Annotated in this window: 19 protein-coding genes and 1 pseudogene; 15 read left to right on the forward strand and 5 right to left on the reverse strand. The window is 57.9% G+C overall.

The features are described 5' to 3' along the window. Positions 1-228: 228 nt before the first annotated feature. The 10 genes from ABIC03_RS18615 (at position 229) to ABIC03_RS18660 (ending at position 13,556) form a co-directional block, all read left to right on the forward strand. Complete coding sequence (locus ABIC03_RS18615) at positions 229-3,006, forward strand: autotransporter family protein (protein WP_354059927.1); 2,778 nt, start codon at positions 229-231, stop codon at positions 3,004-3,006. Positions 3,007-3,275: 269 nt separating this feature from the next. Further along, positions 3,276-4,034 carry an outer membrane protein gene (locus ABIC03_RS18620; protein ID WP_354059929.1) on the forward strand — a complete coding sequence of 253 codons (759 nt, stop codon included), beginning with the start codon at positions 3,276-3,278 and terminating at the stop codon, positions 4,032-4,034. 181 nt (positions 4,035-4,215) lie between these two features. Further along, the gene (locus ABIC03_RS18625; protein WP_354060868.1) at positions 4,216-4,443 is read left to right on the forward strand and encodes a helix-turn-helix domain-containing protein; all 228 of its coding nucleotides are present in this window, start codon (positions 4,216-4,218) and stop codon (positions 4,441-4,443) included. 399 nt (positions 4,444-4,842) lie between these two features. Next, positions 4,843-5,211: a response regulator transcription factor gene (locus ABIC03_RS18630; protein WP_354059931.1), complete on the forward strand. Its 369-nt coding sequence runs from the start codon at positions 4,843-4,845 to the stop codon at positions 5,209-5,211. 574 nt (positions 5,212-5,785) lie between these two features. Next, positions 5,786-7,147 carry a DUF2252 domain-containing protein gene (locus ABIC03_RS18635; RefSeq protein WP_354060870.1) on the forward strand — a complete coding sequence of 454 codons (1,362 nt, stop codon included), beginning with the start codon at positions 5,786-5,788 and terminating at the stop codon, positions 7,145-7,147. Between the two features lie 87 nt (positions 7,148-7,234). Continuing rightward, on the forward strand, positions 7,235-8,752 hold the full coding sequence (locus ABIC03_RS18640; RefSeq protein ID WP_354059933.1) for a phospholipase D family protein: 1,518 nt from the start codon (positions 7,235-7,237) through the stop codon (positions 8,750-8,752). A gap of 356 nt (positions 8,753-9,108) precedes the next feature. After that, the gene (locus tag ABIC03_RS18645; RefSeq protein WP_354059935.1) at positions 9,109-10,200 is read left to right on the forward strand and encodes a DUF2336 domain-containing protein; all 1,092 of its coding nucleotides are present in this window, start codon (positions 9,109-9,111) and stop codon (positions 10,198-10,200) included. Beyond that, positions 10,200-10,523: a PilZ domain-containing protein gene (locus ABIC03_RS18650; protein WP_354059937.1), complete on the forward strand. Its 324-nt coding sequence runs from the start codon at positions 10,200-10,202 to the stop codon at positions 10,521-10,523. Before ABIC03_RS18645 ends, ABIC03_RS18650 begins: the two co-directional genes overlap by 1 nt. 89 nt (positions 10,524-10,612) lie before the next feature. Further along, on the forward strand, positions 10,613-11,659 hold the full coding sequence (locus ABIC03_RS18655; RefSeq protein ID WP_354059939.1) for an HD-GYP domain-containing protein: 1,047 nt from the start codon (positions 10,613-10,615) through the stop codon (positions 11,657-11,659). A 970-nt stretch (positions 11,660-12,629) separates the two neighbouring features. Then, the gene (locus tag ABIC03_RS18660; protein ID WP_354059941.1) at positions 12,630-13,556 is read left to right on the forward strand and encodes a hypothetical protein; all 927 of its coding nucleotides are present in this window, start codon (positions 12,630-12,632) and stop codon (positions 13,554-13,556) included. A gap of 79 nt (positions 13,557-13,635) precedes the next feature. Here ABIC03_RS18660 and ABIC03_RS18665 read toward each other — a convergent pair whose 3' ends face one another. Beyond that, positions 13,636-14,016: a hypothetical protein gene (locus ABIC03_RS18665; RefSeq protein WP_354059943.1), complete on the reverse strand. Its 381-nt coding sequence runs from the start codon at positions 14,014-14,016 to the stop codon at positions 13,636-13,638. Positions 14,017-14,443: 427 nt separating this feature from the next. Here ABIC03_RS18665 and lpxD point away from each other — a divergent pair, with 427 nt between their 5' ends. The 3 genes and pseudogenes from lpxD (at position 14,444) to ABIC03_RS18680 (ending at position 18,291) form a co-directional block, all read left to right on the forward strand. After that, entirely contained in the window at positions 14,444-15,469 is a 1,026-nt protein-coding gene (lpxD, locus tag ABIC03_RS18670) for a UDP-3-O-(3-hydroxymyristoyl)glucosamine N-acyltransferase (RefSeq protein WP_354060872.1), read from the forward strand. Between the two features lie 1,530 nt (positions 15,470-16,999). Then, positions 17,000-17,140: pseudogene (locus ABIC03_RS18675) on the forward strand (helix-turn-helix domain-containing protein); the annotation flags it as partial. 629 nt (positions 17,141-17,769) lie between these two features. Then, positions 17,770-18,291, forward strand: coding sequence for an HdeA/HdeB family chaperone (locus tag ABIC03_RS18680; protein ID WP_354059945.1), 522 nt, complete (start codon positions 17,770-17,772; stop codon positions 18,289-18,291). A gap of 231 nt (positions 18,292-18,522) precedes the next feature. On the opposite strand, the gene ABIC03_RS18685 is transcribed toward ABIC03_RS18680, so the two are convergent. After that, positions 18,523-18,696: a hypothetical protein gene (locus tag ABIC03_RS18685; protein ID WP_354059947.1), complete on the reverse strand. Its 174-nt coding sequence runs from the start codon at positions 18,694-18,696 to the stop codon at positions 18,523-18,525. Positions 18,697-18,927: 231 nt separating this feature from the next. Here ABIC03_RS18685 and ABIC03_RS18690 point away from each other — a divergent pair, with 231 nt between their 5' ends. After that, the gene (locus tag ABIC03_RS18690) at positions 18,928-19,950 is read left to right on the forward strand and encodes an AraC family transcriptional regulator (protein WP_354059949.1); all 1,023 of its coding nucleotides are present in this window, start codon (positions 18,928-18,930) and stop codon (positions 19,948-19,950) included. A gap of 491 nt (positions 19,951-20,441) precedes the next feature. Here the strand turns inward: ABIC03_RS18690 and ABIC03_RS18695 are convergent, their stop codons facing one another. Next, positions 20,442-21,158, reverse strand: a complete 717-nt coding sequence (locus ABIC03_RS18695) for a hypothetical protein (RefSeq protein WP_354059951.1) — start codon at positions 21,156-21,158, stop codon at positions 20,442-20,444. Positions 21,159-21,444: 286 nt separating this feature from the next. Continuing rightward, complete coding sequence (ppk2, locus tag ABIC03_RS18700) at positions 21,445-22,293, reverse strand: polyphosphate kinase 2 (protein WP_354059953.1); 849 nt, start codon at positions 22,291-22,293, stop codon at positions 21,445-21,447. Positions 22,294-22,839: 546 nt separating this feature from the next. Here ppk2 and ABIC03_RS18705 point away from each other — a divergent pair. Beyond that, positions 22,840-24,192: a phospholipase D family protein gene (locus ABIC03_RS18705; RefSeq protein ID WP_354059955.1), complete on the forward strand. Its 1,353-nt coding sequence runs from the start codon at positions 22,840-22,842 to the stop codon at positions 24,190-24,192. A 340-nt stretch (positions 24,193-24,532) separates the two neighbouring features. Here ABIC03_RS18705 and ABIC03_RS18710 read toward each other — a convergent pair whose 3' ends face one another. Next, the gene (locus ABIC03_RS18710; RefSeq protein ID WP_354059957.1) at positions 24,533-25,306 is read right to left on the reverse strand and encodes a bestrophin-like domain; all 774 of its coding nucleotides are present in this window, start codon (positions 25,304-25,306) and stop codon (positions 24,533-24,535) included. Positions 25,307-25,348: the final 42 nt, after the last annotated feature.

Consider the following 25,348-nt stretch of genomic DNA (forward strand, 5'->3'; position numbering starts at 1 on the left):
GGCAATACGTTGTACGACTGTGGTTCCGGTGATTTGCAGGCTGCTTTTTTTCGCGCCCTCTGTGAGATCGCCAGGAGCTGTTGGGTGCGCTCAGTCCTTCGACGTCAGCGATTGGATAACCGCCGAACTGATGCCTCAACCTGCAGCCCTGCGGGCATCACCCCGGCATTCCATACATCGGTCTGGAGACGCATATACGCGACAGTGCTGCCGATACCGATCGGAGCTGTGATCGCGCCCGCGACTCTCGCTCTGCTTGCGTCCGGCGCCGTGGTTGAGAGGGCGACCGCCCAAGCCTGTACCGTTGCAGGATCCACCGTCACGCTCACCAGTGGATCTTGTACCATTGCTCCCGATACCATTCTCAACGGCTCGCCTGCCGTTCATGCGCTCACCAGCGCCAACATCACCACGAACAACGTCAATATCAATCCTTTCAACGGCGGAAGCACCGGTGGTTTGGCCGAATCGAACGGCAAAATCACCTTCAGTTCCGGATCCAGCATTAACGGCAACTGGAGCATCGCTGCATCAGCGCAAAGCGGCGGTCAGATTATTTTCCAGACGGGATCGGCCATTAACCCGCCCTTCGGCGGCGGAAGCACCGCATTGCTCGCCAATGGAGCGAACAGCCAAATCAGCGCGACCGGTCTCTCAGTAAGTCTCAACGGCGCAGGGGGCAACGTGGCCGCGAGGGCAACCAATGGCGGCACCATCAACCTGATAGGGGGTAATTCAATCGGTTACGCGGCTGGGGGAGGAGGCAATACCGGTCTTTGGGCAACCGGCGCCGGCAGCCAGATTTTATTGACGGGTACGACCTTATCGATGCCGGGTGGTGGTGGTGGCGACATCGGCGCGAAGGCGGAAACAGGTAGCAAAGTGAGTTTGACCGGCGGCAGTGTCACCGTCAGTGGAAACGGCGGGGGAGAGACGGGACTTCTGGCGACTGGCACTGGGAGTACGATTACAGCAAACAACGTAGTCGTCTTCGTTAGTGGAGGCGGCGGTAACGCCGGGGTGAGTTCAGCGAACGGCGCCGGCATCATGACGACCGGCGGTTCGGTATCTGACGTCAACGGCGCAGGCGGCCGGCTTCAGAACGGCGGCAGCGTGACGATGGCCGGCACTAACGTGACGGCTTCGGGGAATGGCGGCATCGGCTTTCTTTTCAACAACGGCGGCGCCGCCAACACGTTGCAGTACACCAATGCGACGATTATGGCGAGCGAGGCTTCCTTCCTGGTGCAGGGCGCCACTGCCAACATCAATCTCAGCAACACGATCGCGACGGCGAACAACAACACCCTGCTCGACACGAACTCGTCCGGCAACACGACGTTCAACGCTCAAGGGGCGACCTTGCAAGGAGTGATCTCGACGCAGGGCGGCAGTATGAGCACGGTAAATCTCACGCAAAATACCATCTGGACGATGACCGGGAGTTCGACGGCAACAACCGTCATCAACGACAACAGTCAGATCGCCTACACCGCGCCGAGCGGGAATCCCACGCAACTGTCGAGCTACAAGACGCTAACCGCGGGCAACTACGTGGGCGCGAACGGCACAATCGGGCTCAACACGTTTCTCGGCACCGACGGCTCGCCTTCGGACAGGCTCATCATCAACGGGGGCAGCGCGACCGGCAATTCCATCTTGCACATCACCAATGCGGGTGGCCCCGGCGCAGAGACGGTGGCGAATGGCATCGCGGTGGTACAGGTAATCAACAACGGTACAACGGTGCCCGGTGCCTTCGCGCTCGCCGGCGAGGTGCGCGGCGGCGCCTTCGACTATTTTCTTTTCCGTGGAGGCCTCGGCGGCAGCAGTCCAAACGACTGGTTTCTCCGCTCGACCTTCGTCGTCCCCCCGGAGCCGATCGAGCCGCCAACAGTGCCGCTCGTGCCACTCGGACCGGCACTACCAACCAATCCGCCCCCTGGGACGCTGCCCCCGGGTATCTACCCAATCGTCGGGCCGGAGATCGCGACCTATGGCGTGGTCCAGCCTATCGCACGGCAATTGGGGATGACGACGCTTGGCACCCTGCATGAACGCATCGGCGATACGTTGCTCGACGCAAATGCGGGCGCGCCATGCCCCGCCGGCGGTCTGGTACCAGCGCGAGCGCCGACCGATTGCGCGAGCGCCGGCTGGGGTCGGGTCCTCGGTCAGCAGATCGACAGCCACTACAGGGCATTCGCGGATCCGCGGGCCTCCGGCCAGGTGCTGGGCTTTCAGACCGGCCTCGATCTGTGGCGGGGCGAATGGATACCGGGCCATCGCGATTCCGGAGGCATTTATGTCGGATATGCCAATGCCAATGTCGATGTGAGCGGCCTCGTCACGAACGAAGCAGCGACCGGCTACGTGCTCCGTCACACCGGCGGTCTCAATCTCAATGCATGGTCGGGCGGCGCTTACTGGACGCATTACGGCCCGAATGACTGGTACCTTGACGCGGTGGCGCACGCGACGCGCTACGAAGGCGTGGCGTCCACGCAATTCGCCAGCCTTTCGACCACCGGGTTCGGCTTCCTCTCGTCGTTGGAGACGGGCTATCCCATTCGGTTGCCGATGTTCGGCCCGGGCTTCGTACTGGAGCCGCAGACGCAGATCGTCTGGCAACATGTGTCGTTCGACGACGCCAATGATGGCCTGGGTGCGGTCGCGCTGGGTACAACGTCGGGCACCAGCGGGCGGATTGGCCTGCGCGGCCGATGGACCGTCGTCAGCGACGGCGGGCAGGTGTGGCAGCCTTATGTTCGCGCCAATCTGTGGCGCGATTGGGCGGCGCAGGCGACGACGACGTTTTCCGGTGTCGATCTGGTGCCCTTGCTTGAGCAGGCCACGCGCCTGCAACTCGGAGGTGGGGTGAGTGTGAGGATGAACGCCAACGTCAGCTTCTACGCCAATGCCGACTACCAGTTCGCTGTCAGCGACACCGACGGCGGCAGGCGTGATGGCATTCGCGGAGCAGCTGGCGTCCGGTACACGTGGTGAAGCTGGGGAAGACATCTGCTCACGTTCAGTTCTTCCATTTTTGACCCCGAGCGGACTCGGCTGCAATTTGAACACCCAAACTGCGGACCGATGGAACTCAATTGTTAAGCTGGATTAACAACTTGCGGGCCAATTTCGTCCGCAAGTGTGACTTCCACGCTACATCCCACAGGCAGCATCTCGCCTAAAAAAGGAGCAGGAATCATGAGGGGCGCTCCTGCCTAGCCTGACGCTTCGGGGACAACGGAAGCGGACTGGGAGAAATTCATATGAAGAAGATTTTGGTTGGTGCAATTTGCGCTGTGGCGCTGAGCATGTCCGCTCCTGCGAGCGCTGCAGATATGGCGGCCCGTCCCTACACCAAGGCGCCCCCGATGGTTGCGCCGATCTATGATTGGACCGGCTTTTACATCGGCGCGAACGGTGGCTGGGGTCAAAGCCGCAATTGCTGGGATTTCGTCGGTGCGGCCGGCGTGGTGACTGCTGATGGCTGTCGCGAACGCTCTGGCGGCCTGATCGGCGGTCAGGTTGGGTATCGATGGCAGGCGAGCCAGTGGGTGTTTGGCCTGGAAGCTCAAGGTGACTGGGCGGACCTCAGCAGCCAGCGTGTCAGCCTGATCAACCCGGCGTTCTCGACCCGCACGAAAACGGACGGCATCGGGCTATTCACCGGCCAGATCGGCTATTCCTGGAACGCGTCTTTGCTGTACGTCAAAGGCGGCGCGGCGGTGACGAGCAACCGCTTCAGCATCCTGGGCACGCTCAGCGGAGCTGAACTGGCAGCTGCAAGCGCAACCCGCTGGGGCGGGACGGTGGGTGTCGGCTGGGAGTATGGTTTCGCACCGAACTGGTCAGCTGGCATCGAGTACGATCACCTGTTCATGGGCAACGCAAACAACTCGTTCTCGGTTGCCAACCCCATCGTTGCGGGTGCGCTGAACCGGATCAACCAAGACGTAGATATGGTCACACTGCGCGTCAATTATCGCTTCGGCGGGTACGGTGCGCCGGTGGCGGCGAGATACTAGGCCTCGTCCTTCCATCCTTTCTCCAGTAAATTGGGCCGGCAGAGATGCCGGCCTTTTTATTGGAGAGAACATGTCCGAAAAATCTCTCAAGCTGCCAAGCCGCCCCTTAAGCCGCCGCGACGCGGCCGACGCCATCAATCGCGCCTTTGAGAGTTCGGACATCACCGAGGTCTGCTAGGCCATCGGCTCTGCTCTCCGCGACTACAACGTCTCCGACATCGCCAACGAATGCGGGATCGCGAGGCAGACCCTCTATCGCGCTTTTGCCGGTGGTCGTCCAAAGCATCCAAATTTCACAACCGTTTTGACGGTCCTGGACGCGCTGGGCTTGCAACTGCATGTCACGGTGCGCCGGAAGGCTCGGGCACGATCGGCGCTCCATAAGGCAGTTCCGCCACCGGAAAAATGATCGGTCCTGCGATGGCCCGGCGGTTGTAGTTCTCACGTTGTAATGCCAAGCATGCGAACAAGCCTATCAACTAGGTCGAGCCTGAAGGGAAAGGGTTCGTACGGTTGAGGAGCACCTCGTATCTTGGCTGTCCCTGGGTTTTTGCGTGTACCTTGGGACAATGTGCCTGAGGACAACTATTCTTCGCTTGGATTGTTAGGTTCACTGGGATTGCACCAACCCCAATGGTGCACCAGCCCCCAAGGCCCCAGTCTCGCGCGGGACTGGGGCCGACCCCGTTCGGCGGGACACAACGGGGAGAAGCCGCTGTAAGCTCTTACAGAGCAAAATGATTAAGCACCAAGAAGTGGATGAGTGCTTTGCGGCCAACTCAGATCGCGCTCGTAGAATCGAGAACGGATGCAGGCCTGCGATCACATCATAATCGTTGACGACGATCCTAGCATACTGAAGGCGGTCGCCAGACTGCTGCGTCGCGAAGGCTACAAGCCCGTCCCGTTCTCATCGGTCACCGCCTTCAAAGCCAACGCTGAGCTTGAGCGGGCGGCTTGTGTCATCCTCGACATCAATCTGCAGGATGGATCAGGCATTGAGCTGAGGCAATATCTCAATGCCTCACGCGCTGACGTACCAGTCATCTTTATCACTGGCAACGAGGAGCCGGCCGTCCGCCAGGCTGCGCTGAACGCCGGATGTGTTGCTCTCGTCAGCAAGCCGTTTTCCGCTTCTGAATTGCTGGTGCCTATAAAAAAAGCTGTTGGTGCCTGACCGATACAGCAGGCAGGAGAGCGGGGAGCTGGAGATACGGAGCGGCCATGTTTACGCACCATGTGCCAAGTTTGGCGTGTGAACAAGAAGACAAGCCGTCATCCGGCTATGGCACAACGGTGGGAAGGGCGACAGCACCAATGCAGCGTCGGGCAACGGAAGGTGCTGCTCGCCAACCAGGATCGCCTTCCACACGGCCCTCTTAATACCCTGGTGCGCTAACAAGACATTAGGTGACCTAGTTCGAGCAGGCCTTCTTCATGCGGATTTGGCGGTAGTGATCCTAGAGGATCTAGCAGAGCAGTAGGTATGCAGAACTGCAAGCTCGTCCGAGCCCTTGACGCAGATCAACATCAGAGAGCGCCTCAGCAGTCAGATTTTGGCTGGTATGTGCAGGAGAGACTTTCCAGCTCGCGCGGTCTGATCCTCGCGTTCCAGGTGAGTTGCGGCGCATTAGGCGGGTAAGGAAGGCAGGTGAGCGCTCGTGCCGAAGCTAGATGATTTCTTCAGACAGAGTGCGAGCCGAGCAGATCTTGCGAAGCTGAGCCAGCTCAAAGCGGGTCATCTTACTCGTATGGATCGGATTGCAAATGGAAGAGCACTCCGTAGCAGTGTCCCGCGCTCCTCCCACGGAGAGCTGTTTCTCAGCCGCTCACGATCCGACCCTCTTTTAGTTCTCCAGGCCCAGAATGCTACGCGCATAAAGGAACTAGTGCCGGTGCGAATGGCACGAATGCTGGCTTCCCCGTTCGCCTTTATGCGAGGAAGTGCAGCAATCATGGCCGGCGATTTGGCCAACTCTCCCCGCACAAACCTTCAGGTCATGGCCTGTGGAGATATGCACCTCCTGAATTTCGGCCTGTTCGCATCGGCCGAACGAAATCTAGTTTTTGCAATTAACGATTTTGACGAGGTTCTTCCCGCGCTTTGGGAGTGGGATCTAAAACGTTTGGCCGCAAGCGCGGCCGTTGCTGCTCAATTCATGGCCGGTGACCGCGTAGATGCCGAACATGCTGCGCGTGCTGTTGTCGAAGCACACATCGCGAGAATGCGCGGGTATGCAGAAATGGATTTTCTGGAGGTGTGGTACGACCTTATTGACGAGAAAACTATTTTGGCATCGGCGCCTCCTCGTATGCGTAAACTTGCGCAGAATACATTCAAGAAAGCGCGCGGGCGGGGCCACATTCGGGCTCTCGATCGATTGACAGAGGAGGTGAATGGAGAGCATCGCATCTTGGAGGATGTGCCGCTGATCGTTCGTGCAAAGCATCTCCCAGATGGCACCCCAGTGACTGAAGCATTAACATCAATGCTTCGTTCCTATTTGGAGTCACTGCCTGAAGATCGCAGACGATTGTTGTCGCGGTTTCGGGTAGTGGACGTGGCCCGCAAAGTGGTGGGGGTTGGAAGCGTCGGCACGAATTGCTGGGTAGTACTGCTGGAGGAGCACGGTGCTGGTAGCCCGTTATTCCTACAGATAAAGGAAGCGCAGGAGTCGGTGTTAGCTCAATTCCTGGATGGAGCAAGAGAAGTCAAGCAGCAAGGTCGGCGCGTCGTGGTGGGTCAGCGGATGATCCAAGGGTCACCCGACGTTTTTCTGGGCTGGGGTCCGGTGGACGCGAGTAAGACGAAGCGCCATTACTATGTGAGGCAGCTTGCAGATATGAAGGGCGGCCTCAGCTTGGCCGAGGGCGACAGAAAAACCCGTGACGGTCTACCAGACTATTGCCGCCTCTGCGGTTGGGCGCTCGCACTTGCTCACGCCAAGTCTGGCGATGCCGCTATGATTTCAGGTTATTGTGGCACAGGCGACGTGCTTCCGGACGCAATTGGAAAATATGCACTAGCATATCTTGAGCAGACCGAGCGTGACTATGGAGTGCTGAAGACCGCCGCTCGCAACGGCAAGGTGTCTGTAGCGAAACAAAGATGAGGGTAACGCGTCGCTCGAAGGTTCTCCAGATCGGAGCGTCAAAATGCCATGCAAAACTGTCGCCGACAGACCTCCTAAGGTGTGCTCTTGTTTCTGACCTGGATTAATCAGGTCCTTGGGCTGGTGGTTCCGACGAGGCGTCGCGATTATCGACGCACGTGCTCGAGCGCATATGAAGGCTTCGCTTCAACGTGCCTCAGTAAACAATTAGGGCCCGACGGAGACACAAAAGAAGATCATTCAGGATTTGGCCTGTTGATCCACGGGCGAGAAGCCTTTGCCGTTCGTCTGGCACTGGCGGACCTGGCCGAGCATAGCCTCGATTTGCAGTACTACATGTGGGATGGCGACACCACGGGCCGGATCATGGTTGATCATGTCATGAGGGCCGCCGCACGAGGCGTGAGAGTTAGGCTTCTTGTTGACGACCCCTTTTACAAGGACAGCGACTCCGTCAAAGCCTGCTTGGACGCCCATCCGAACGTCGAGATTCGTCTATTCAATCCGCTCGGAAATCGGCGCTGGGCTATCCTGGACTTCCTCTTTGACTTCGCTCGCGTTAACCGCCGCATGCACAACAAATTGATGATCGCCGATAACGCGGCCTCGATCGTGGGTGGTCGCAATATTGGTGACATTTACTACGGTGTGAATGTCAGTGCCAACTATCGTGATCTGGATGTCCTGGCGGTTGGACCGGTCGTTCGCGATCTGTCAAACGTTTTTGACCGATACTGGAATAGCTCATCTGCGGTACCGATCGCCGCAATCGTCAGGCGAACATATGGTGAGGCTGACCTTCAGGTTATCCTGACTCGCCTCAGGGAGGAGATCGCCACGACTGATTACCCCTATCCCATTTCTCAGCATCCTGAGCAGCTGGCTGTGCTGTGCAACGAATTGCGCGACGATTTGATATGGGCGCCAGGGCGAATCGTCGCCGATGATCCCGAAATTGTTCCCGGAAAGGAGAGCAATAGCGTTGTGATCTTCATCGGTGAGCGTGTAGCCAGTTTGGAACGAGAGCTTCTTGTTGAGTCACCTTATTTCGTTCTGCCGGCTGGGGCTCAGGCCACTGTGAAACGATTGCAGGATCGCGGAGTGAGGGTGCGGGTGCTTACAAATTCGCTTGCATCGAATGACATGCTCCCAGCGCACGCGGGCTACGCCAAGACGCGGAGAACACTTCTGGAGAATGGCATGGAATTGTATGAGCTCAGGCCCGACACTGACGCGTTCCGGCCGGGCTGGTCGATCGTGGCCGGGAGGTCCGCAGCGGCATTGCACACAAAGGCGATGATATTTGATCGAGAAGCCGTGTTCATTGGCAGCTTCAACCTCGATTCTCGGTCCGCCTTCATTAACACCGAAGCGGGGCTCTATGTCGAAAGCCCAGAACTCGCCCGGCGGTTGACGGCTTACATGGAGATGGGAGTTGGGCCGGCGAACAGCTACCGTGTCTTTCTTGAGCCAGACGGCAAACTCGCCTGGGAGACGAGGAAAGATAGCGAACTGATGCGGTATTCGGACGAGCCCGCCACTGGTCTGCGACGGCGTGTCCTCACGACTCTCCTGAAGCTCCTTCCTATTGACTCGCAGCTTTGAAGTGGCGTGGGAGACCTACCAGCAGAGCGAAGCTGCCATTGACCAGTCTCCGTTAACAAGCCGAATTGAGCGGGACTGGACAAGCAAGCGTATGCGATAGCTGGATCAGGAAGAGGCACAAGAGTTCTCTGGGCCAGGCGAGGACCGTCACGCAAGTCATGGCAGCTACCGTTCCGAGTTACAGGTTCGGCAGTTGTCCACCCGTAGGCCGCAGCGTCAGATAGCAGGTACTTTAGTACGCTGCGGAGCTCCGTTCAGATGAATAGGAACAGCCTCTCGTATGTCACGGTTGGCATATAAAGGAATCTTAACAACTTAAGCGCGTAATACGTTGGATTTGACGTGACGATATTAGAATGAATTTGGGCCAGCCAATGAGGGCAAATCCTGCGGCCGATCTCATTACTGAGTTGGATGCCGCCATCGCGAAGAGCTCATCCGAACGTTGTGCGCGCATGCTCTGGCGCACCACTGAGCTGCTCGCTGACGGTAATCACCAATTACAAGAACCGCAAGTCGGGTTGCTTGACGACGTTCTAGTTCGCTTGGCCCGGCGGATCGCGCCCGGGACGCTCGCCGAGCTCAGCACGACGCTCGCCGAGCTGCGTGCTGCTCCGATGAAGACCCTGCGATGTCTCGCCTCAAGCGGCGATCCGGCAATCGCAGTCCCTATCCTTACGAAATCTCCCGCCCTATCGCCGGCTGATCTCGTGGCGATCGCGACGTCCGGCAGCGAGGATCACCTTCTCGCCATTGCTGGCCGGCGCAGGATCGAAAGTCCAGTGACTGAGGCAATATTGCAGCGCGGCAGCAGCAAGACTTGTCTGGCCCTCATCGGCAATTCGGGCGCTGAATTCTCAGGCGCGGCCTATGCCCACTTGATCGGTAGAGCTGTGGAGGACGACGAGATCACGAAGGCGCTGACACTGAGGCCGGACACCCCGGACATGGTGGTTCGCGAGCTGCTGTCGGCATCGCCGAGGCCGGCAATTAAGGCTTCCACCGCAAGCGAGCCTTCGCAAGTATTAGCGACGGCAAAGCAACCTTGCGACGCTGAGTACGCCGCCGCGAGGCCGGAGATCATATCCCTTAATCGGAGCGGAAAGCTGAGCGATTCGACTGTCAATCGGTTCGCGATTCGGCGTGAGGCAGCCAACCTGTTCACGGCCTTGTCGGTGCTGTCGGGAGCACCGATTGAGGCCGTCGAGCAGGTGATGAGAGAGTCCGGTTACGAAGGCGCGGTTATGGCGTGCCGGGCATCGCGCTTGAATTGGCAGACCACGCTGGCGGTCCTCAACATTCGCGGCGCGGGGCTTTCACCAGGCGAACGCGTGCGAGCGCAGGAGCTGTTTGAAGCGCTTCATCTCTCGACTAGCCAATGGTCCGTTCGTTGGGGAGAAATCTCCGCGCGCGCCCACCGCGGCACTGCAAGATCGGCAGGAATATAATGAAATTCGACGGTCGCAAGGCGTCTCGGGTGCGCATGGACAACAGACAGCCCGTGAACCTGATGGGCTCCGACGGCACCTGGCGGCGAAGCTGCGTCTTGCTGGATATCTCGAACACCGGCGCCAAGATCGAAGTCGAAGGGTCGCTCGATGTTCTCTCGGCCAAGGAGTTCTTCATGCTGCTGTCGTCGACGGGACTGGCCTATCGACGCTGCGAGCTGGTCTGGATCGACGGAACCACGGCTGGCGTCCACTTTATCCAGGCAAATGGCAAGAAGGCCCAAACGACAGCGAGCGACAGGCGCGCGCATAAACCAAATTGAGCCGAGCAGTCTCATCGAAGTGAGCCAATCAAGTTGCACCACCGACGAGGCCCATTCAGCCCGGCACCCGACGAACGAAGGCACCAGTCATGCTCGTGCACGTATTGGCCGACACTTCCGAGAAGCTCTTCGGGCTCTGCTCGCTTTTTGGAGAACAGTTCACCGTTGCCGGCGAGCGGCTCGATGTAGAAGCAAAGCTTCCGCACGATGCTGCTGCGGTCGTCGTCCGTGCCGACCTGCGAGCGCTCGAAAACATTGTCGCGCTGAAAAGGAGAGCTGCGCGGTTAGCCAAAGCAAAGAAGCGGATCTTCCTCGTCGAGCAAATCTCCCACGTTTGCATCTCGCAAGCTTATGCGCTCGGCGCAACGTCGGTGTTGCGTGGGAAGATCGATGCGGCCAAAATCCTGGCCGCTTTGGCCGGAGCCGGCGACGAGAGTGGGCCGACGAGCGGCAGCTCAAAGTCTGACAATGCGGTTGACGCCGCAGCGAGCGCGATTGCATCGATGTTCACCTCGATCACCCTCGGTGAGCGGGTCGACGTGGCCGGTCCCAAAGAGGCGGGCCGCGAGATCACCAACCGGATTTCCGAGCATGGGTTAGCCGAATGGCTGACCACGGTGCGACGCCATCACGAGGGAACGTTCCAGCACTGCCTGCTCGTGACCGGCATCGCCGTCGATTTCGGGCTGAGCCTGGGGTTCCGCAAAAGTGACCTTGAACGGCTCTCCACTGCTGCCATGTTCCACGACATAGGAAAGGCGAGGGTGCCGTTGGCGATCCTGGACAAGCCAGGGCGCCTCGACGAGGACGAGCGAGCGTTGGTCGCAACCCACCCGGCGGCGGGTTACGATGTGCTGAAAGGGCACTTGGACATCTCACCCGAAGTTCTCGATGCGGTCCGGCATCATCACGAATATCTCGATGGCAGCGGGTATCCTGACGGCCTCTGCGCCGAGAACATCACCGACATCGTACGCGTCCTAACCATTTCGGATATCTTTGCGGCGCTGATCGAACACCGGCCGTACAAGCCGACAATGCCTCGTGCCGCGGCATACGAGATTCTCTGCGGCATGAGGGGAAAGCTGGACAGGGCGCTAGTCGCCTCCTTTAAGCATGTCGCGCTTACCAGATGATTGGCCCAAGCCGCCCAGTTCAACCCGGCAACTAAGACGGGATTTAGCCTTGACACAACGCAAGGCTGGATGCTCAAGGAGACATCGGAACGATCAGGCGATGACATACGTGATGCGGCATGCGCTTCGCTCAAGGGACAGCGCAAAGGCCCGGTTTGATGGGGTTCTCTCCGGGCCTCTGGCTCCGCTTCGTCGCACGCCGGTTCGGGATCGAGAACCCTCGCAGACGAGACGCCGGCAACGTAGAACCACAGCCTGAGTCGGATGGTGAAATTGAGGCGCAGACAGCGCCGCGTATGCACGGCGATCCGCGTTGGCCTGCGGAGCACCTCAGAAAGACAAGACAAGCAGTGCCACCAGCACGAGGTTGAACGTGCCTAACGCTAGCACGGCGACATCAAAAACCCGGGTCAAACTGATCGTAGTGTCCCCCGATACACGCCAACCGGGTGAAATAGTAGAACTGCCACAGCACCCGATGATGGAAGGCTCTCCACGCAGACTGCAACTGACTCGATAGGGAAGATCGCCTGAGGAGCCGAGAGCACTTGTCCCAACACTGCTGAAGAAGCGGGTCAGTTAAGAACCTTTGATCCATCTCAAGTCTTGGAAGCAAGTGCGACGTCAGCTTGGCCCGTTCATCGCTCTTCGAGGAGGTGAGAATGATCAGGTTGGTTGCAATTGGCGCGCTCGCTCTGTCTCTCGCGGTGTCGGCGCAAGCCGCGCCCGTTGCTCCTGTGCTCGCGCAGCCGGACAGCATAATCACGGAAATCGCTGCTGCCTGCGGCGCGGGCAGAACTCGGGTGAACGGTGTTTGCGTGGCACGAACAACCGTCCGGCAAACCCGTTGAGCCGTCCGCAGATGTGCGACCGGAATGACCTGCTAGCGCCTGGCTCAAATAGAGCAGTAGTTTCTCTCGCGGTCAGCGTAGCTGATTAGGCGAAGAAACGCGTCTCGACCGGTAGTGCCGTGGCCAATGAGCAAAGCCCCGCATGGATTGAAGAGCACCGCGTGCGCGGTGCACTGGACGACGTGATCATCGTTCCACTTGCTTTCATAGCGATCGCCGCGAACAAGATCCTGCGTTTCACTATCGCGGTTTTAATGCGATTGCTCGACTATACTTTCCCTCTGGTCATGGAGATCGTCTGGCTTCCGCTTTTCGCGGCCAAGGTTCTGGGTAACCTAATGGTCGCTGTCACCGCCGGTGCGCTGTGGATCCTTCCTCTGTCTGAGGCGAGGCGTCGAAATTGGATCGTGTCGATGCGCCGTCGCTGGTCGTGGCTCCGGCGCAAAATTAGCTATCGGGCGTTCGAGCGAAGCCTGCACGTTGCCTTTGCAAAAGGTATGGCGTGGGTGTTTCGAAAATGTCGTCATCTCACCCCGAACACTGCATTGCTTGTAATCGTGGCTGCGGTAGTGTGGCTTCCGATCTCTTTCGGGGTCGCGACAGTGATGCATGCGGTATTGTTTGCCAAATTAGCGTCTTGGCCAGCCTGGATGCAGCTTTTGCATCCGTTGGCTACGGTGATCGCTAAGAGCAAGCTTCTGGTATTGCCGGTTTATCCGGCAGCGTGGCCGCAGGCGAAGAAAAGTTCGTTCGCTCGGCTCATGGGCAGGGCCTACGAAAACATCCAGCGTCAGTACGTCATTAAAAAGCTAGGCTACCGTTATAGACAGGCCGATACGGTCGGCCTCGCAGTGCTTCACGCGTTGATGCGCTCAGCCTGTTTTGCGTCGCTCGCCGGATGGCTTCGCAATGCGCACGTCGCTGAACATCTTGGCGTGGAAAGACCCACGCAGAAATTGCGTTCGTTCTTCTCCCGGTGGTCGATCAAGTTTTCAGCCGAATATTACGAAGCACAGGAGCGGCAAGCTTCGAATGTTCCGCGATAGATCGCTGCGAAGACACTGCCGGGCTGGCTACGGAGATAAACCTGTTGCAAGATGCACAGACCGGCGGGAGCCGCCCCGTTCAGTTCCCTGCCACTCCTCCATTTGTCCTTTTCTCGCGCAGTTCCAACCCGATGGCGAACGCGCGATGTTCCGTCTTCATCTGATCATCGCGTGCGAGAGTTTGCGCATCAGACGGGGATACGGAGGCCGCCCTCTGGAGACGTTTTCTGACAGCAGCGCTACAAAACCGAGTGGCGGCCACCGCAACATTCTGCAGGCTGATGGGTGAACTGCCCTTTGGCTCCAATAGTCGGGCGACTTCTTGGTAGAGGCATTCTTCTCTATCGGTGACTTCGGCCGCATCGACAATCGCGGTGGCCTGGATCGGGTCAAGCTGCGCGTCGGTTCTGCACGATGCGCAAAGGATTGCCACCACAATGAAGAGCAATGCTCGCGTCATCTTTTCATCTCAGAAACCGGAAGCTCGAGAATTACCAGCCTGTCCCGATCAAAAAAGGGCGATCGCCGAGCGGAAGGTTGATCTAAGTCAACTCTGACGTGCCTGGAGAAGAGCCGGCAGGTCCAACGTTTCAAGATGCTAGGGGGGCAAGGGCGGCTTGGTGGCACCAGCAATATTACCACTATCAAGTGGCTTGTAACCGCTTTCTGAACGCGTTGCGGGTCCCGTTATCCAGTGCGAAGTGCTCAGCCGAAGATGCGGCTTGATCTGAATCAATTCTGCCGACGGCAGAGAGCAACATTGCTGTTGGCCCAAGGCATCTAGGGAACGCTTTTCGCCGCGGCTGCGACTGACCAACATACATGGATGGGCCGGGACAGGCGTAGGACGAATGCCAGTCGAACCGGGTTTGCTGCAGGGGGACGTGATGCTCGAAACAGTGCTGGGCAGTGCAAGGTTCTTCCGGCGAACTGGTCCGCATCCACTCGCGCTCGTCGCTAGCACGGCGCGGGGTGTGGCAGACGAACGTGAACTATTGCTGGAAGGTTTGGCCCCTTTGCAAGCGGCCGGGCCGACTCAAGTGAGCTTTCTAGACAATCGCCGTTACGCTTCCGCCCTGGATCAAACCTCCGCCGGCGCGGTGCTCGTTCACCCTGATATGGCTTCACGAGTACCAGCGGCAACTGTGGCGATCCAAACGAGCGAACCGTATGCGGCTTGGGCCCGCGTTGCTGCCCTGTTCTACCCTGTACCACCGCCATGTCCTGGTGTTCACCCTTCGGCAATAATAGCGGATGGCGCTCAAATTGATCCTTCAACAGAAGTTGGACCCCTGTGTGTGATCGGAAGCGGAGCGGAAATAGGGCCGGGCTGTCGGATCGGTCCTTGCGCAGTCATCGGAAGCGGCGTCAGCATCGGTAGGGACTGCCGGATTGGCACACATGTGAGCCTGAGTTACGCGGTATTGGGAGCACGCGTTTACGTATATCCGGGTGCGCGGATTGGCCAGGAAGGGTTCGGATTCGCATCCACCAACGGCGGGTTTCTCTCGATCCCCCAGCTTGGGCGAGTTATTCTGGAAGATGATGTTGAAGTTGGTGCCAATTCGACGATTGATCGCGGATCATCGCGAGACACCGTAATTGGCGCTGGCTCCCGCCTCGATAACCTCGTGCAAATCGGTCACAATGTTAGTCTCGGCCGCTGTTGCGTCGTAGTTGCACAGGTGGGGATCTCGGGTTCAACTGTACTTGAAGATTTCGTCCGCGTTGGGGGGCAGGCTGCTATGGCAGGGCATCTTCGAATAGGCCGAGGTTCGGAAATCGGAGCGCAGGCGGGCGTCATTTCGAATCTAGCACCCGGTGCTAGGGTTCTCGGAAGCCCTGCCCAGTCGATAAAAACCTTCTTCCGACAGATTGCCACGCTTAAGAAGATCGCCGCCCAGAGGAACTGAAAAGGCGGCCAGACTGGCTTGATCTACCTCAAGGGTGTTGAGCGGCGATGCGCGTTGAGGACGAGTCGCAGGAGGAGCCTAGGCTTAGGGGGCTTTGGTAATTCCTTATGGTAAAACGCGACCCGTCACTGCCGGATGAACACCGTTGCAAGGGGTGGTCGCGGCGCGACGTAGAAACGCGCTGCGCATCTCACACAGGACAAGTGCTCGGCGATATCAACGCGCAGTCCGGATCGCAATTGGTCCGATCCGCAATCCGGACACTTTCCGACGTTTAGAGATTTAAGAATGTCTGTCTCGCTCATGGCCCACGACGGTCAGACGCCGAACGAACGCTTGATGTGCTTCGCCATAACGATAGCCGCCTCAGTATACTTTCCATTTGATACTTGCTGATCACACAGCAACAAAAAAAGCAGCGCGACAACGGCGATCATAAAGCCTTTGAGCATAACGGTCTCTCCATGAAGAGACTGCCAACCGAGCAGATCTTGATAATGGTAAGTTCAAACGAGTGTCGCCGCCGCGACGATCGCAATGGTCTCATCGTTGGCAAGGACCTATTAAAGTTCCGTAAAACAGAACCGAAGGGGCGAGCGCCCTCGATCTTCGGACCAATCAATAATCCCTCGGTGAAGCATGGGAAGACGCCTCTAACAGGCTGGTCAATATAGTTGGCGTAACCGGCAGGACCTATCAACCCGCGCCCGCCTCAGTTGTGACGAGAGGTTCGGCTATTGATTCGCTTCGTATTCTAGCGTTCCTCGAGGTCGCCCAACGATCCCTTAGAACTCACAGCTTGGATCCGCCAACGATGGCGGGCAAGGGCGCCTAGTCTCATCCGGGCGCCCTTATGCTGACGTCTTAAGACCCGCGCCAGACGTGCAACACGCCTTCGCGAAAGCCGCCGACGAAATGATCTGACAGGTCCGCTGGCAGCATTTGGGCTGAGATCATCAAACGACCCGCTCACCATGGTCGCGAGCTCGTGTGCCGACGCATGCTCTGCCCAGCGGCGACCCAACGCCAAACTCGTTGCCGATCTGCCGTTGCGTCCATGGTCCAGGACTATCTCCGCCTCCGTGGCCCCGGCGAAGCGGATGCCGCGCCGGGGCCTGTACGTTCTCGCCAATTCTGAGAAGCTTGGGGGCTGGAAAGAATCGGCAAGGCGCACCGTAGACAAGCAGATCTGCAGCCTGCGGCTACTGCACTTTGTGCCAATGGGTGAATGCCGACCGGAGTCGCTGTCGGGCTGCCGGCAACATCGATCGAAGTCCGCAGATGGTTCGACGAGCGCTTCGCCGCGAACGACCTCGGCGGCTCTCAGCGACACCGGAATCGCTCTGGCTCTTTCGGACTACGGCCCTTAGTCAGCCTGTTATGCAGAAACCGCACGCGCCGAAAATGAGACGGCCTCAGTCTGGAAGACTGAGGCCGGGGGGCATTGAGTACCGTTGGGGTCGGTACTCTACAATTCTAATCACGACAGGCAAATTTGCGTATTGACCTAGAGGACAACAGGAGCAGCTTCCCGTATCCGAAGTTGCTTGGCTGCTTGGCTATCGCGAGCTGAGTTCACTCAGACACGCGTTCAAGCGATGGACCGGACTGACACCACGACAGTTCCGGTCCAGGTCTCCACACAGGCGGAGTCGCAGCGCAAAACCCTAATTGCCGTTGATTACTTTCGACGAGCGCAGTGCTTGCCTGCGTGTGGAGCGAAGAAGGGTGACGTCATTGGCGCTCGGGTTTGCAGGCCGGCTCAAGTGCTATTCATAGTGTACTCAAGGACAATGCCCTTCGGTGCAATTGCGAGTCCCTCTGCCCTGCTGCAGCTTGCTCCGGAGCAGTTCACTTGTAAGAGGGGGAGATCATGTCTTGTCATGCCTCGATCCGACGGCACTTCCCGGACCCGTCAATCACGACCGAGGACCGCGAGACGTCGCTGGCGCAAGAACCGCGGCGAGGTTCTATTTCGATGCTCGCAGGATTCCGAACCGAAGTTGAGACCCAATTGGTGATCGATCGACTCTTGAGTGAGTACTTTACGCCCGAATCGCGGCAGGCGTAAGCGCCTTCGCGGTCTCTTGCGCCAGTGCTCGCCATCCTTCCTTCGCGAGGACATACTTTGCTCGAGCCGGAATGGTTGGCAGGGACATTGCTTCGCCGGCGTTGATCTAGATCAACTAGGCAGTCGCCACGACGCCCGAATACAGTTGTGGTCACGGAATGTGTGATCATGCTGTTGCTTGATCTAATAGCCAATCGTTGCTCGGGAGGTCATCATAATGAGGTGCAGATTGCTTCTGCTTGCGCTGGTCGTAGTCTCCTCAGCTTTCGCCAGTGAGGCGCGCGCCACGACGGCCGATATTCGCAGCATCACCTGTGGCGAATATCTTGCCATGTCGGCTGCCCCGTCAAGCAAGTTTTCGGCTTGGATGACCGGTTGGTTTAGTTATGAAAGTCGGAGGACGTTTGTAGATTTTGACCTGCATCGGGCAAATGTCACAAGCGTAAGAGGGTGGTGCCAATCCAACCCAAATGCCAGTGTGATGGTAGGGCTGGAAAAATCGATAGGCGTAACTGCTGTGCCTACTGCTACGCTGGATTTTAACAAGATCACCTGCGGAACTTGGCTGGCATACGGTCCAGCAGATCAAGATTTCGTAAGATACTTCATGAGTGGCTATTACAACGCAGCGGCAAGCAACAGTGTATTGGATTACGACCGCCTGCAGCGGAATTCCAGTGCGGTCGTTGCGTATTGTAAGAAAAACAAATCCCGGACTCTACCAACGGCCATTCAGAATAGAGCTACCTAGGTCGAACCAGTTTGCAACCGCTTGCGAGCAACGGAGCGCGCTGCATTAGCGTGGCTCCTGCGTAACAGCGCAATTCATTTGAGCTTCGTTCACTGTGGCATGTTGGACTAGACTCGGTTCACCGTGATTTTGGTTTTTGCCAGTTCGTTCGGCTCTGATGAGCACGCATGTGCGAAAGGCTTACCGATAAACGTTTTTAGAAGGAAGCCAACCGCCCACGTCCCGATCTGATCATTGCACTTGTCGCAGTACTGATTTTTTGAGGTCTGCCAAAAGGCGGTAGTCATTCGCCATCTGCAACAGTTTCTCCTTCATCGGCGATCCCGGCGGCAGCGCGGCCGCGTCCTCACGCATCGCGTTCTCAACTTCATCGCACTGAGCCGCGGTCAGCGGTTTTTCACACACCGGTCCCCTCCGCCAATCTGTCTGATTTGAACCAATTCAGAACGGGGCGCTCCGAATGCTTCTTTTGTGCGCGCGCTGAGAAGCTGTCACAGGCTTGTCACACGGCCTATGCGACTTCGGCGCATCTCACAGAAATTTCTTTGCCGTTTTCGCATAGCGTAGCCGTATCGCTCGGTTAGGATTATTGTCATTGCACCCTGAGCGTGTACGCATTGATTTAGTGGGCCCAAAGTGTCGCGGAGCAAAGTACTCGGTTTCGTCGATCCCTTTCAGTACGCGGCAAACGTCCGCTCGGCTGACATTGAGATATTTCCCACGGTTAAAGGCAAATTCGGTGCTCAGCTGACGCAAGTAACGTTCGCCCAACTGTGGATGCAGCGCTTCGAGGAAACTCTGCCGCGCATTCACAGAGGAACGATTAAGCCTGATCGCAAGGTATTCACCTTCCTCACCGAAGATCAACCAGAGGTCTACAACCGCGGCAGGCTGTTTTCGTTCGGTGAAGTGTGCGCCAATGACAGCGACATGCAGCATGTCGTGACGACTGGAAATTATCGTCTTGGTGGCATTTCGCTCAAGGTTGACGAGCTTGCCGCGGCGTGTGAATCGGTCATGGGCGTCGAGTTCCGCCCAGAGCAATGCAATGGCTTCCTTCGGCCTGATCCAGAGCTGCTGAAGCGCTTTTTGGAATTGCATGCATTGGTGGGAGCCTTCGCCGCGACCACCCCTGAGCTTCTAGAAATTCCTGAACTCGTCCGTTCGGTCGAGCATACAGTGACGCACGCCTTCCTTGCGTGTATCGTTGATTGCAGCTCGTCGAAGATAAAGGAGAGGGGGCTGCGTCAGAAGGTTGTCATGGACCGGTTCGAAGCCTTCATCGAGGCACACCCAAACAGCCCATTGTACCTCGATCAAGTTTGCATGGCCGTCGGGGCCGCCGAGCGAACGTTAAGGAGCGCCTGCGAGGACGATCTAGGGATGGGACCGATCCGTTACCTGACCCTGCGGAGAATGCATCTCACTCACCGTGCATTGCTGGCGGCGCTACCAGGTTCCGCGACTGTTACGCAGATCGCGACCGCGTACGGTTTTTTCGAGCTGGGTCGCTTCGCAGTTGCGTATCGCGAACTATTTGGTGAGCCTCCGCTCGCCACCCTGCGTCGCCCGATGCACGAGCGAGGTGCGAATGCAAATCGTCGCTCAGCGATCTTATCGTCTCGGAATGAAAGCCGAGGGCCGATTTGGACGCACTGAATGGGTGCCCTTGCATCATCGGGTTAGGGTCATTCGCGCGAAAGTTTGGGGCATCCTGGGCGGCATAGCAGATGAAACATACTTGGTACGTCACCTATGAAGTGCCCGCTGATGGCACACTGCTAAGACGCCGGCATCCGCGCCTGACAAAGATGTTTGTAACCGAAGCAGAAGCGCGAGATTTTGCGCGGGCCAAATACAATGCCGGACTGATCGTTACCGCCGGGACCATACTCCCGCATCTCCCGAGAGCATTGATTCCTTCCGAGGAAATCCCATGCTGGCTTACGCCGACCAGATGTTGACCTAGCGATTCGATCCGATCTGCCAGCATGGTTCATCTCGCCGAGGACCTTCGCTGTCATAATCATTCTCACCATCGTGCTTGCTGTTCGCGCTAAGACGACTTAACCGGTTCGACAAATGCTTGCCGCAGAAAAGTTATACTCCGTGTTTGACTCGAAGAATTTGGATCGTGCCCGCGCCGGCAGTCACGCGTGTGTCGCCGAATGGACAGGCGGAGAAGCAAGCTCGCGGAGTATGGTGACTAGCTCCGCGTGAACGGGCGATGTTCGATCACTGAACGCCTCGATTGGATTGGTTTCAGTGAGCCGGTTGATGCGCGTCAACAGGCGAATGCGCTGACGGCGGGTAAGTTTGGCCTCGGACGAGCGCCAGCGGAAGAACAGACGAAACAGTTCGCCGTCACCGAAGAGTTGGTTAAGCTCGTGTGTCGTGACGTAAGCAAGGAATAGGACCATCAGCCATAACTGTATTGATAGGAAACGGGCCAACGGGAACTGATCCGCGAAATGGTCACCGAAGTCGGCGACCGCGCCTCCTGCAGCGACGAAGTGGACGAGTTCCTCGGCCAGCCGCACGATCAGCACGCAAAACCAATAGATCGCGCTCTTGAATAAGATGGGCTGGATCAATGGAGCACCGTCGAATCGGCGCATAAAGGGCAGATTGTCAGTTACCAAGACGGCCTTTCCGATTAGCAGCGCTGCTACTAACGCTATGAAGAAGCCGCTGAACTCGATGCCGTGCTCCTGCAGTATCAGGTGTTTGGTCCATAGGATTAGGTTGAAGCCGACGAGGAAAAAAATCGTCGGAGGAAGTGCATGCCTAACCTGTGCAAGCCACCAATTGATGGCCCGCCGTACAAGCTTAGTCAGCGAGGAGGCCGTAATGGCAGGCTGGCTCATGCGTAGCTCTCCAAGGTTTGCGCCGAACTGGCCGTGGCGATCACCAAGGTGTTGACAGGCTAACGGCAACTCCTCCGAGCAGTCTTTTGGCTCGGGCGCAGGTCATTGACCTAAATCAAAGATAGAAGATCGCGAACGGGTGCGACGGAAGTCAATGCGGCGATCCGAGCAACGTGGAAAACCGTCTTCCCGCGAATCTCCAATTTCGTCAGGTGCTTTGAGTTTGGCTGGACAGCAACGGCGGCGCCTTCCGCTCGTACGCAACGCCGGCATAACACGGTCCAAATCAGTAGTGGCTGGCAATCGGTTGGCCGGCGCGTAGACCCTCCGCAGCATTCTTGGGACGCTGCTGCGCGTTGGGGATCTTGGGTAGGGCGACATCGACCTTCCTATAAGGAATGCTGTCGAGCAGGTGCCGGATCAAGTTTAGACGTGCGCGCCGCTTGTCGTCGGCGGGGACGATGTGCCAAGGCGCCCATGGTGTGTGGGTGGACTCGATCATGCGCTGGTAGGCCGCGGTGTAGTCCCACCAGCGCCGCACCGATTCAGTGTCCATCGGGCTCAGCTTCCAGTGCTTCATCGGGTCGTTGATCCTGGCCTCAAACCGGCGCCGCTGCTCCTCCTGGCTGACATCGAGGAAATACTTGAGCAGGGTGATTCCATTGTTGACGACCATCTCCTGCTCGACCATGGGCACCATCTTCATGAAGCGCTCGTACTGCTCGTCAGTGCAAAAACCCATTACTCGCTCGACCCCGGCCCGATTGTACCACGAGCGGTCGAAGAGGATGATCTCGCCCGCCGCTGGAAATTGCGCAATGTAGCGTTGGATGTAGACTTGGGTCTTCTCGCGGTCGGAGGGGGCGGGCAGGGCTACGTGGCGGAAAACCCGCGGACTTGTACGAGCGGTGATCCGGCTGATCACGCCGCCTTTACCCGCCGTGTCCCGGCCCTCGAAAACAACAATGACCCGGGCCCCCTGGTCTTTGACCCAAGTCTGCAGCCGGGTTAGCTCGACTTGAAGCTTCGCGAGCTCCTCCTCGAAATGCTTGCGGGGGATCTTGCCGTTCTTGCCGAACGACGCGTCTGGAGCCTCGATTACCTCGCGATTCTTCTGCTTGCTTTTCGACGCCATCGCCAATCCTCCCTGCCAAAAGGTATTTATCCCTTACTCAAGTCCATCCGCCGTGATGCCATTGATCTATCTCAACGCTTCTCACAGCAATTAGCCTCCATCCCGGAGGAGGTGACCGCCTGCAAGGCGAGTAGCCTTGGACGGTAAGGGCAGCGACCGATGATATGGACACCCCAATAGTCGCAAGGTCGCTAGCTTGCACTTGACGGATTGCTATTATGTCGTTTGCGTTATTGACCGTGGAGGTTGGAGAGCGCCATGTGCCGCGAAACTGCCTACCACGACGCAGGCGTCCGCCGGACGGACGCCGACACACAGCGAGCCGGCAGTGCTGTGGAGTCTGTCGAGCCTCGGGCACTCGCTCGTCACGGACTCCCACGCACACTTATAATTTGGCTTGCTGAAGTTCTCACCCCCGGTAGCACCGATCGGACAGGCTTTCCCCGAAAGCCATCGACAGCATTTAGCGACCCTGCGTCGACGAGGCTGGGCCAATTCTTCGGGTCGGCGGCCGATCAGCATCCTGGCCTTTCCGGCTTCAGCCTCTTGAGCGGCGGGCGCGAGGCTTTCATCGTTCGTCTGGCGTTGGCCGACTTGGCCGAGCGTAGCCTCGACATGCAGTACTACATGTGGGATGGCGATACGACCGGTCGGATCGTCGTCGACCACGTGATGAAGGCTGCCGATCGCGGCGTCAGGGTGCGCCTCCTCGTCGACGATCCCTTCTACAAGGACAGCGATTCCGTCAAAGCGTGCCTCGACGCTCACCCCAATGTTGAGATCCGTCTGTTCAACCCGCTCACTAACCGGCGCTGGTCAATTCTCGATTTCATTTTTGATTTCGGCCGGGTCAATCGACGCATGCATAACAAGTTGATGGTTGCTGACAACGCGGCCGCAATTGTCGGTGGCCGCAACATCGGTGACATCTATTATGGGGTGAACACCATTGCTAATTATCGCGATCTGGACGTGTTGGCAGTTGGGCCTGTCGTCCCAGATCTCTCGAGGGTTTTCGACCAGTACTGGAACAGCTGCTCAACCGTGCCGATCTCAGCCATCGTCGATAGCGAGCATGGCGCAGACGATCTCGATGTCGTCATGTTTCGATTGCGTGAGGCGATTGCGGCGGCCAACTATCCTTATCCAGTCGACCATGACCTCGACCAGTTGGCGACCCAGAGCGGCGAGCTTCGCGACAATCTCGTATGGGCTAACGGCTATATTGTCGCCGACGATCCGGAAAGCATCGCCCCCGGCAGGGAGAGTGATAATGTCATTGCTTTCATCCGGGAACGGATCGCACATCTGAAAAAGGAACTTTTGGTCGAATCGCCGTACTTCGTCCTGCCGGCCGGAGCGCAGGCGACCGTTAAGGGGCTGCAGCAGCGGAATGTTCGTGTGCGCGTACTGACAAACTCACTCGCTTCGAACGACATGCTTCCGGCCCACTCAGGTTATGCCAAGACCCGACGGCGGCTGCTCGGGGATGGTATGGAGCTATACGAACTGCGCCCGGACACTGACGCTTTTCGGTCTGGTTGGTCGCTCGTTTCCGGGCGGTCACGAGCGGCATTGCATGCCAAGGCCATGGCCTTCGACGGTGAAGCCGTGTTCATCGGTAGCTTCAATCTCGATCCGCGCTCTGCCGTGATCAACACCGAAGCGGGCCTCTACATCGAGAGTGCAGAGCTGACTAAAAGGCTGACTGACTACATGGGGACCGGTGTGGCTCCCGAAAATTGCTACCGCGTCCTCCTCGATCCGAAAGGGGAATTGGTGTGGGAGACGGAGAGGGACGGTCAAAAGGTGAGCTATCGGGACGAGCCCGACGCTGGCTTTCGAAGACGTTTGGCCGCCAACCTATGTAAGCTCCTACCTATCGACTCGCAACTTTGACGCTGGTTCGTTCGCGACCGACGGCGAGCAACAGCCATGACTTCCGAACGAGGCGCAGAGGCCGCTTGCAATTGTGGCCAGCACACTATCCGCGGCAACCCCTAGCGGCTTGGCATTCCACGCCCCCCGTCGAATCGCAGTCCCCGGGCTGGAAGTCTGCGAAATGACTGCCGTTCTGCCGCCTGTGATGCGTCGCCGCGCGTTCAAACAGGCCCATAGCTTGCATTCGCTCGCATGCGAACTGGGCAGGCACGCTCAACCGTTGCAGCGCTGTTGCCCGGCCTCCATCACGCTATGCTCTGCTTTGACGTGGAATTGAGCGCGCATCTCGGCACCAACGCTAGTCGTTAAAGGTTGAAAGGCTTGCTAATGTGTCGATCAATGGTTGCTGACTTATCGTAATGAAGCCGACATTTGGGCGGTCCAGATCGAGTATTACGAATATTACGCTACAGACTAGAGCAGCCGTAATGAGAACAGGAGTTCGAGTCCGGAGCGGGTCAAGCCCGCTTGCATAGCCCGCAAAGCCGCACGCAACAGCAGCCATGCCGGAAAGCATTAGTAAGACAATGTGCGGAATGAAGTTTTGCAACGCCGCAAGACGCTTTCCTTGGTCGTCGATCATCTCGTTAAGCGCTTGAATAAATAACCCTGTTGGCACCATACTATTATCTTTGGCAGAAAGAGCTATTACCTGCTGCCATAGCGCTTCTTGGATCGTGTTCGAACGATCAACAAGTGTCGGAAGTTCCGCAAAAGGCTTGCCGGCCGGAACGATCCGTATCTGGGCATATTCCCGAAGGAGCTTCAGTGATTCGGCCCGATGAGGTGCTGGCAGGAGGCGTGCGCGCAGAGCCGTCGTGCCAATCGCGTTCGCTTCAACGAGAACCGCTTCGCGCCGAGCTTCGAAACGCGTGAGCGCCATCAGAAAAGTGAACCCAATAATCAAAGCTAGCAATCCCAAAAGCGATTGCTCCAGCGCAGAGATGTTGGCGCTCGCGCCGTGACCCTCGGTCCGTATTCCCAGTCGCCATCCAAATTCGCTCGCTAGAAAGACAATGGCGGCGCCAATTGAGAAAATGACGAGAAAGTAGAAGTTGTACAGTTGCCCCACGACCTCACCTTGAAAATTCCCCCGGTCGCTTGTGATGCTCAG

It is taken from the genome of Bradyrhizobium sp. RT6a, assembly GCF_040547675.1.
In the GTDB taxonomy this organism is placed as follows: Bacteria; Pseudomonadota; Alphaproteobacteria; order Rhizobiales; family Xanthobacteraceae; genus Bradyrhizobium.

What these genes read in the sequence shown, in the direction of transcription:
- ABIC03_RS18620 (WP_354059929.1), top strand. Translation starts at nt 3,276, where the DNA reads ATGAAGAAGATTTTGGTTGGTGCAATTTGCGCTGTGGCGCTGAGCATG.
- ABIC03_RS18630 (WP_354059931.1), top strand. Translation starts at nt 4,843, where the DNA reads ATGCAGGCCTGCGATCACATCATAATCGTTGACGACGATCCTAGCATA.
- ABIC03_RS18635 (WP_354060870.1), top strand. Translation starts at nt 5,786, where the DNA reads ATGGATCGGATTGCAAATGGAAGAGCACTCCGTAGCAGTGTCCCGCGC.
- ABIC03_RS18645 (WP_354059935.1), top strand. Translation starts at nt 9,109, where the DNA reads ATGAATTTGGGCCAGCCAATGAGGGCAAATCCTGCGGCCGATCTCATT.
- ABIC03_RS18650 (WP_354059937.1), top strand. Translation starts at nt 10,200, where the DNA reads ATGAAATTCGACGGTCGCAAGGCGTCTCGGGTGCGCATGGACAACAGA.
- ABIC03_RS18655 (WP_354059939.1), top strand. Translation starts at nt 10,613, where the DNA reads ATGCTCGTGCACGTATTGGCCGACACTTCCGAGAAGCTCTTCGGGCTC.
- ABIC03_RS18665 (WP_354059943.1), bottom strand. Translation starts at nt 14,016, where the DNA reads ATGACGCGAGCATTGCTCTTCATTGTGGTGGCAATCCTTTGCGCATCG.
- lpxD (WP_354060872.1), top strand. Translation starts at nt 14,444, where the DNA reads ATGCTCGAAACAGTGCTGGGCAGTGCAAGGTTCTTCCGGCGAACTGGT.
- ABIC03_RS18695 (WP_354059951.1), bottom strand. Translation starts at nt 21,158, where the DNA reads ATGAGCCAGCCTGCCATTACGGCCTCCTCGCTGACTAAGCTTGTACGG.
- ppk2 (WP_354059953.1), bottom strand. Translation starts at nt 22,293, where the DNA reads ATGGCGTCGAAAAGCAAGCAGAAGAATCGCGAGGTAATCGAGGCTCCA.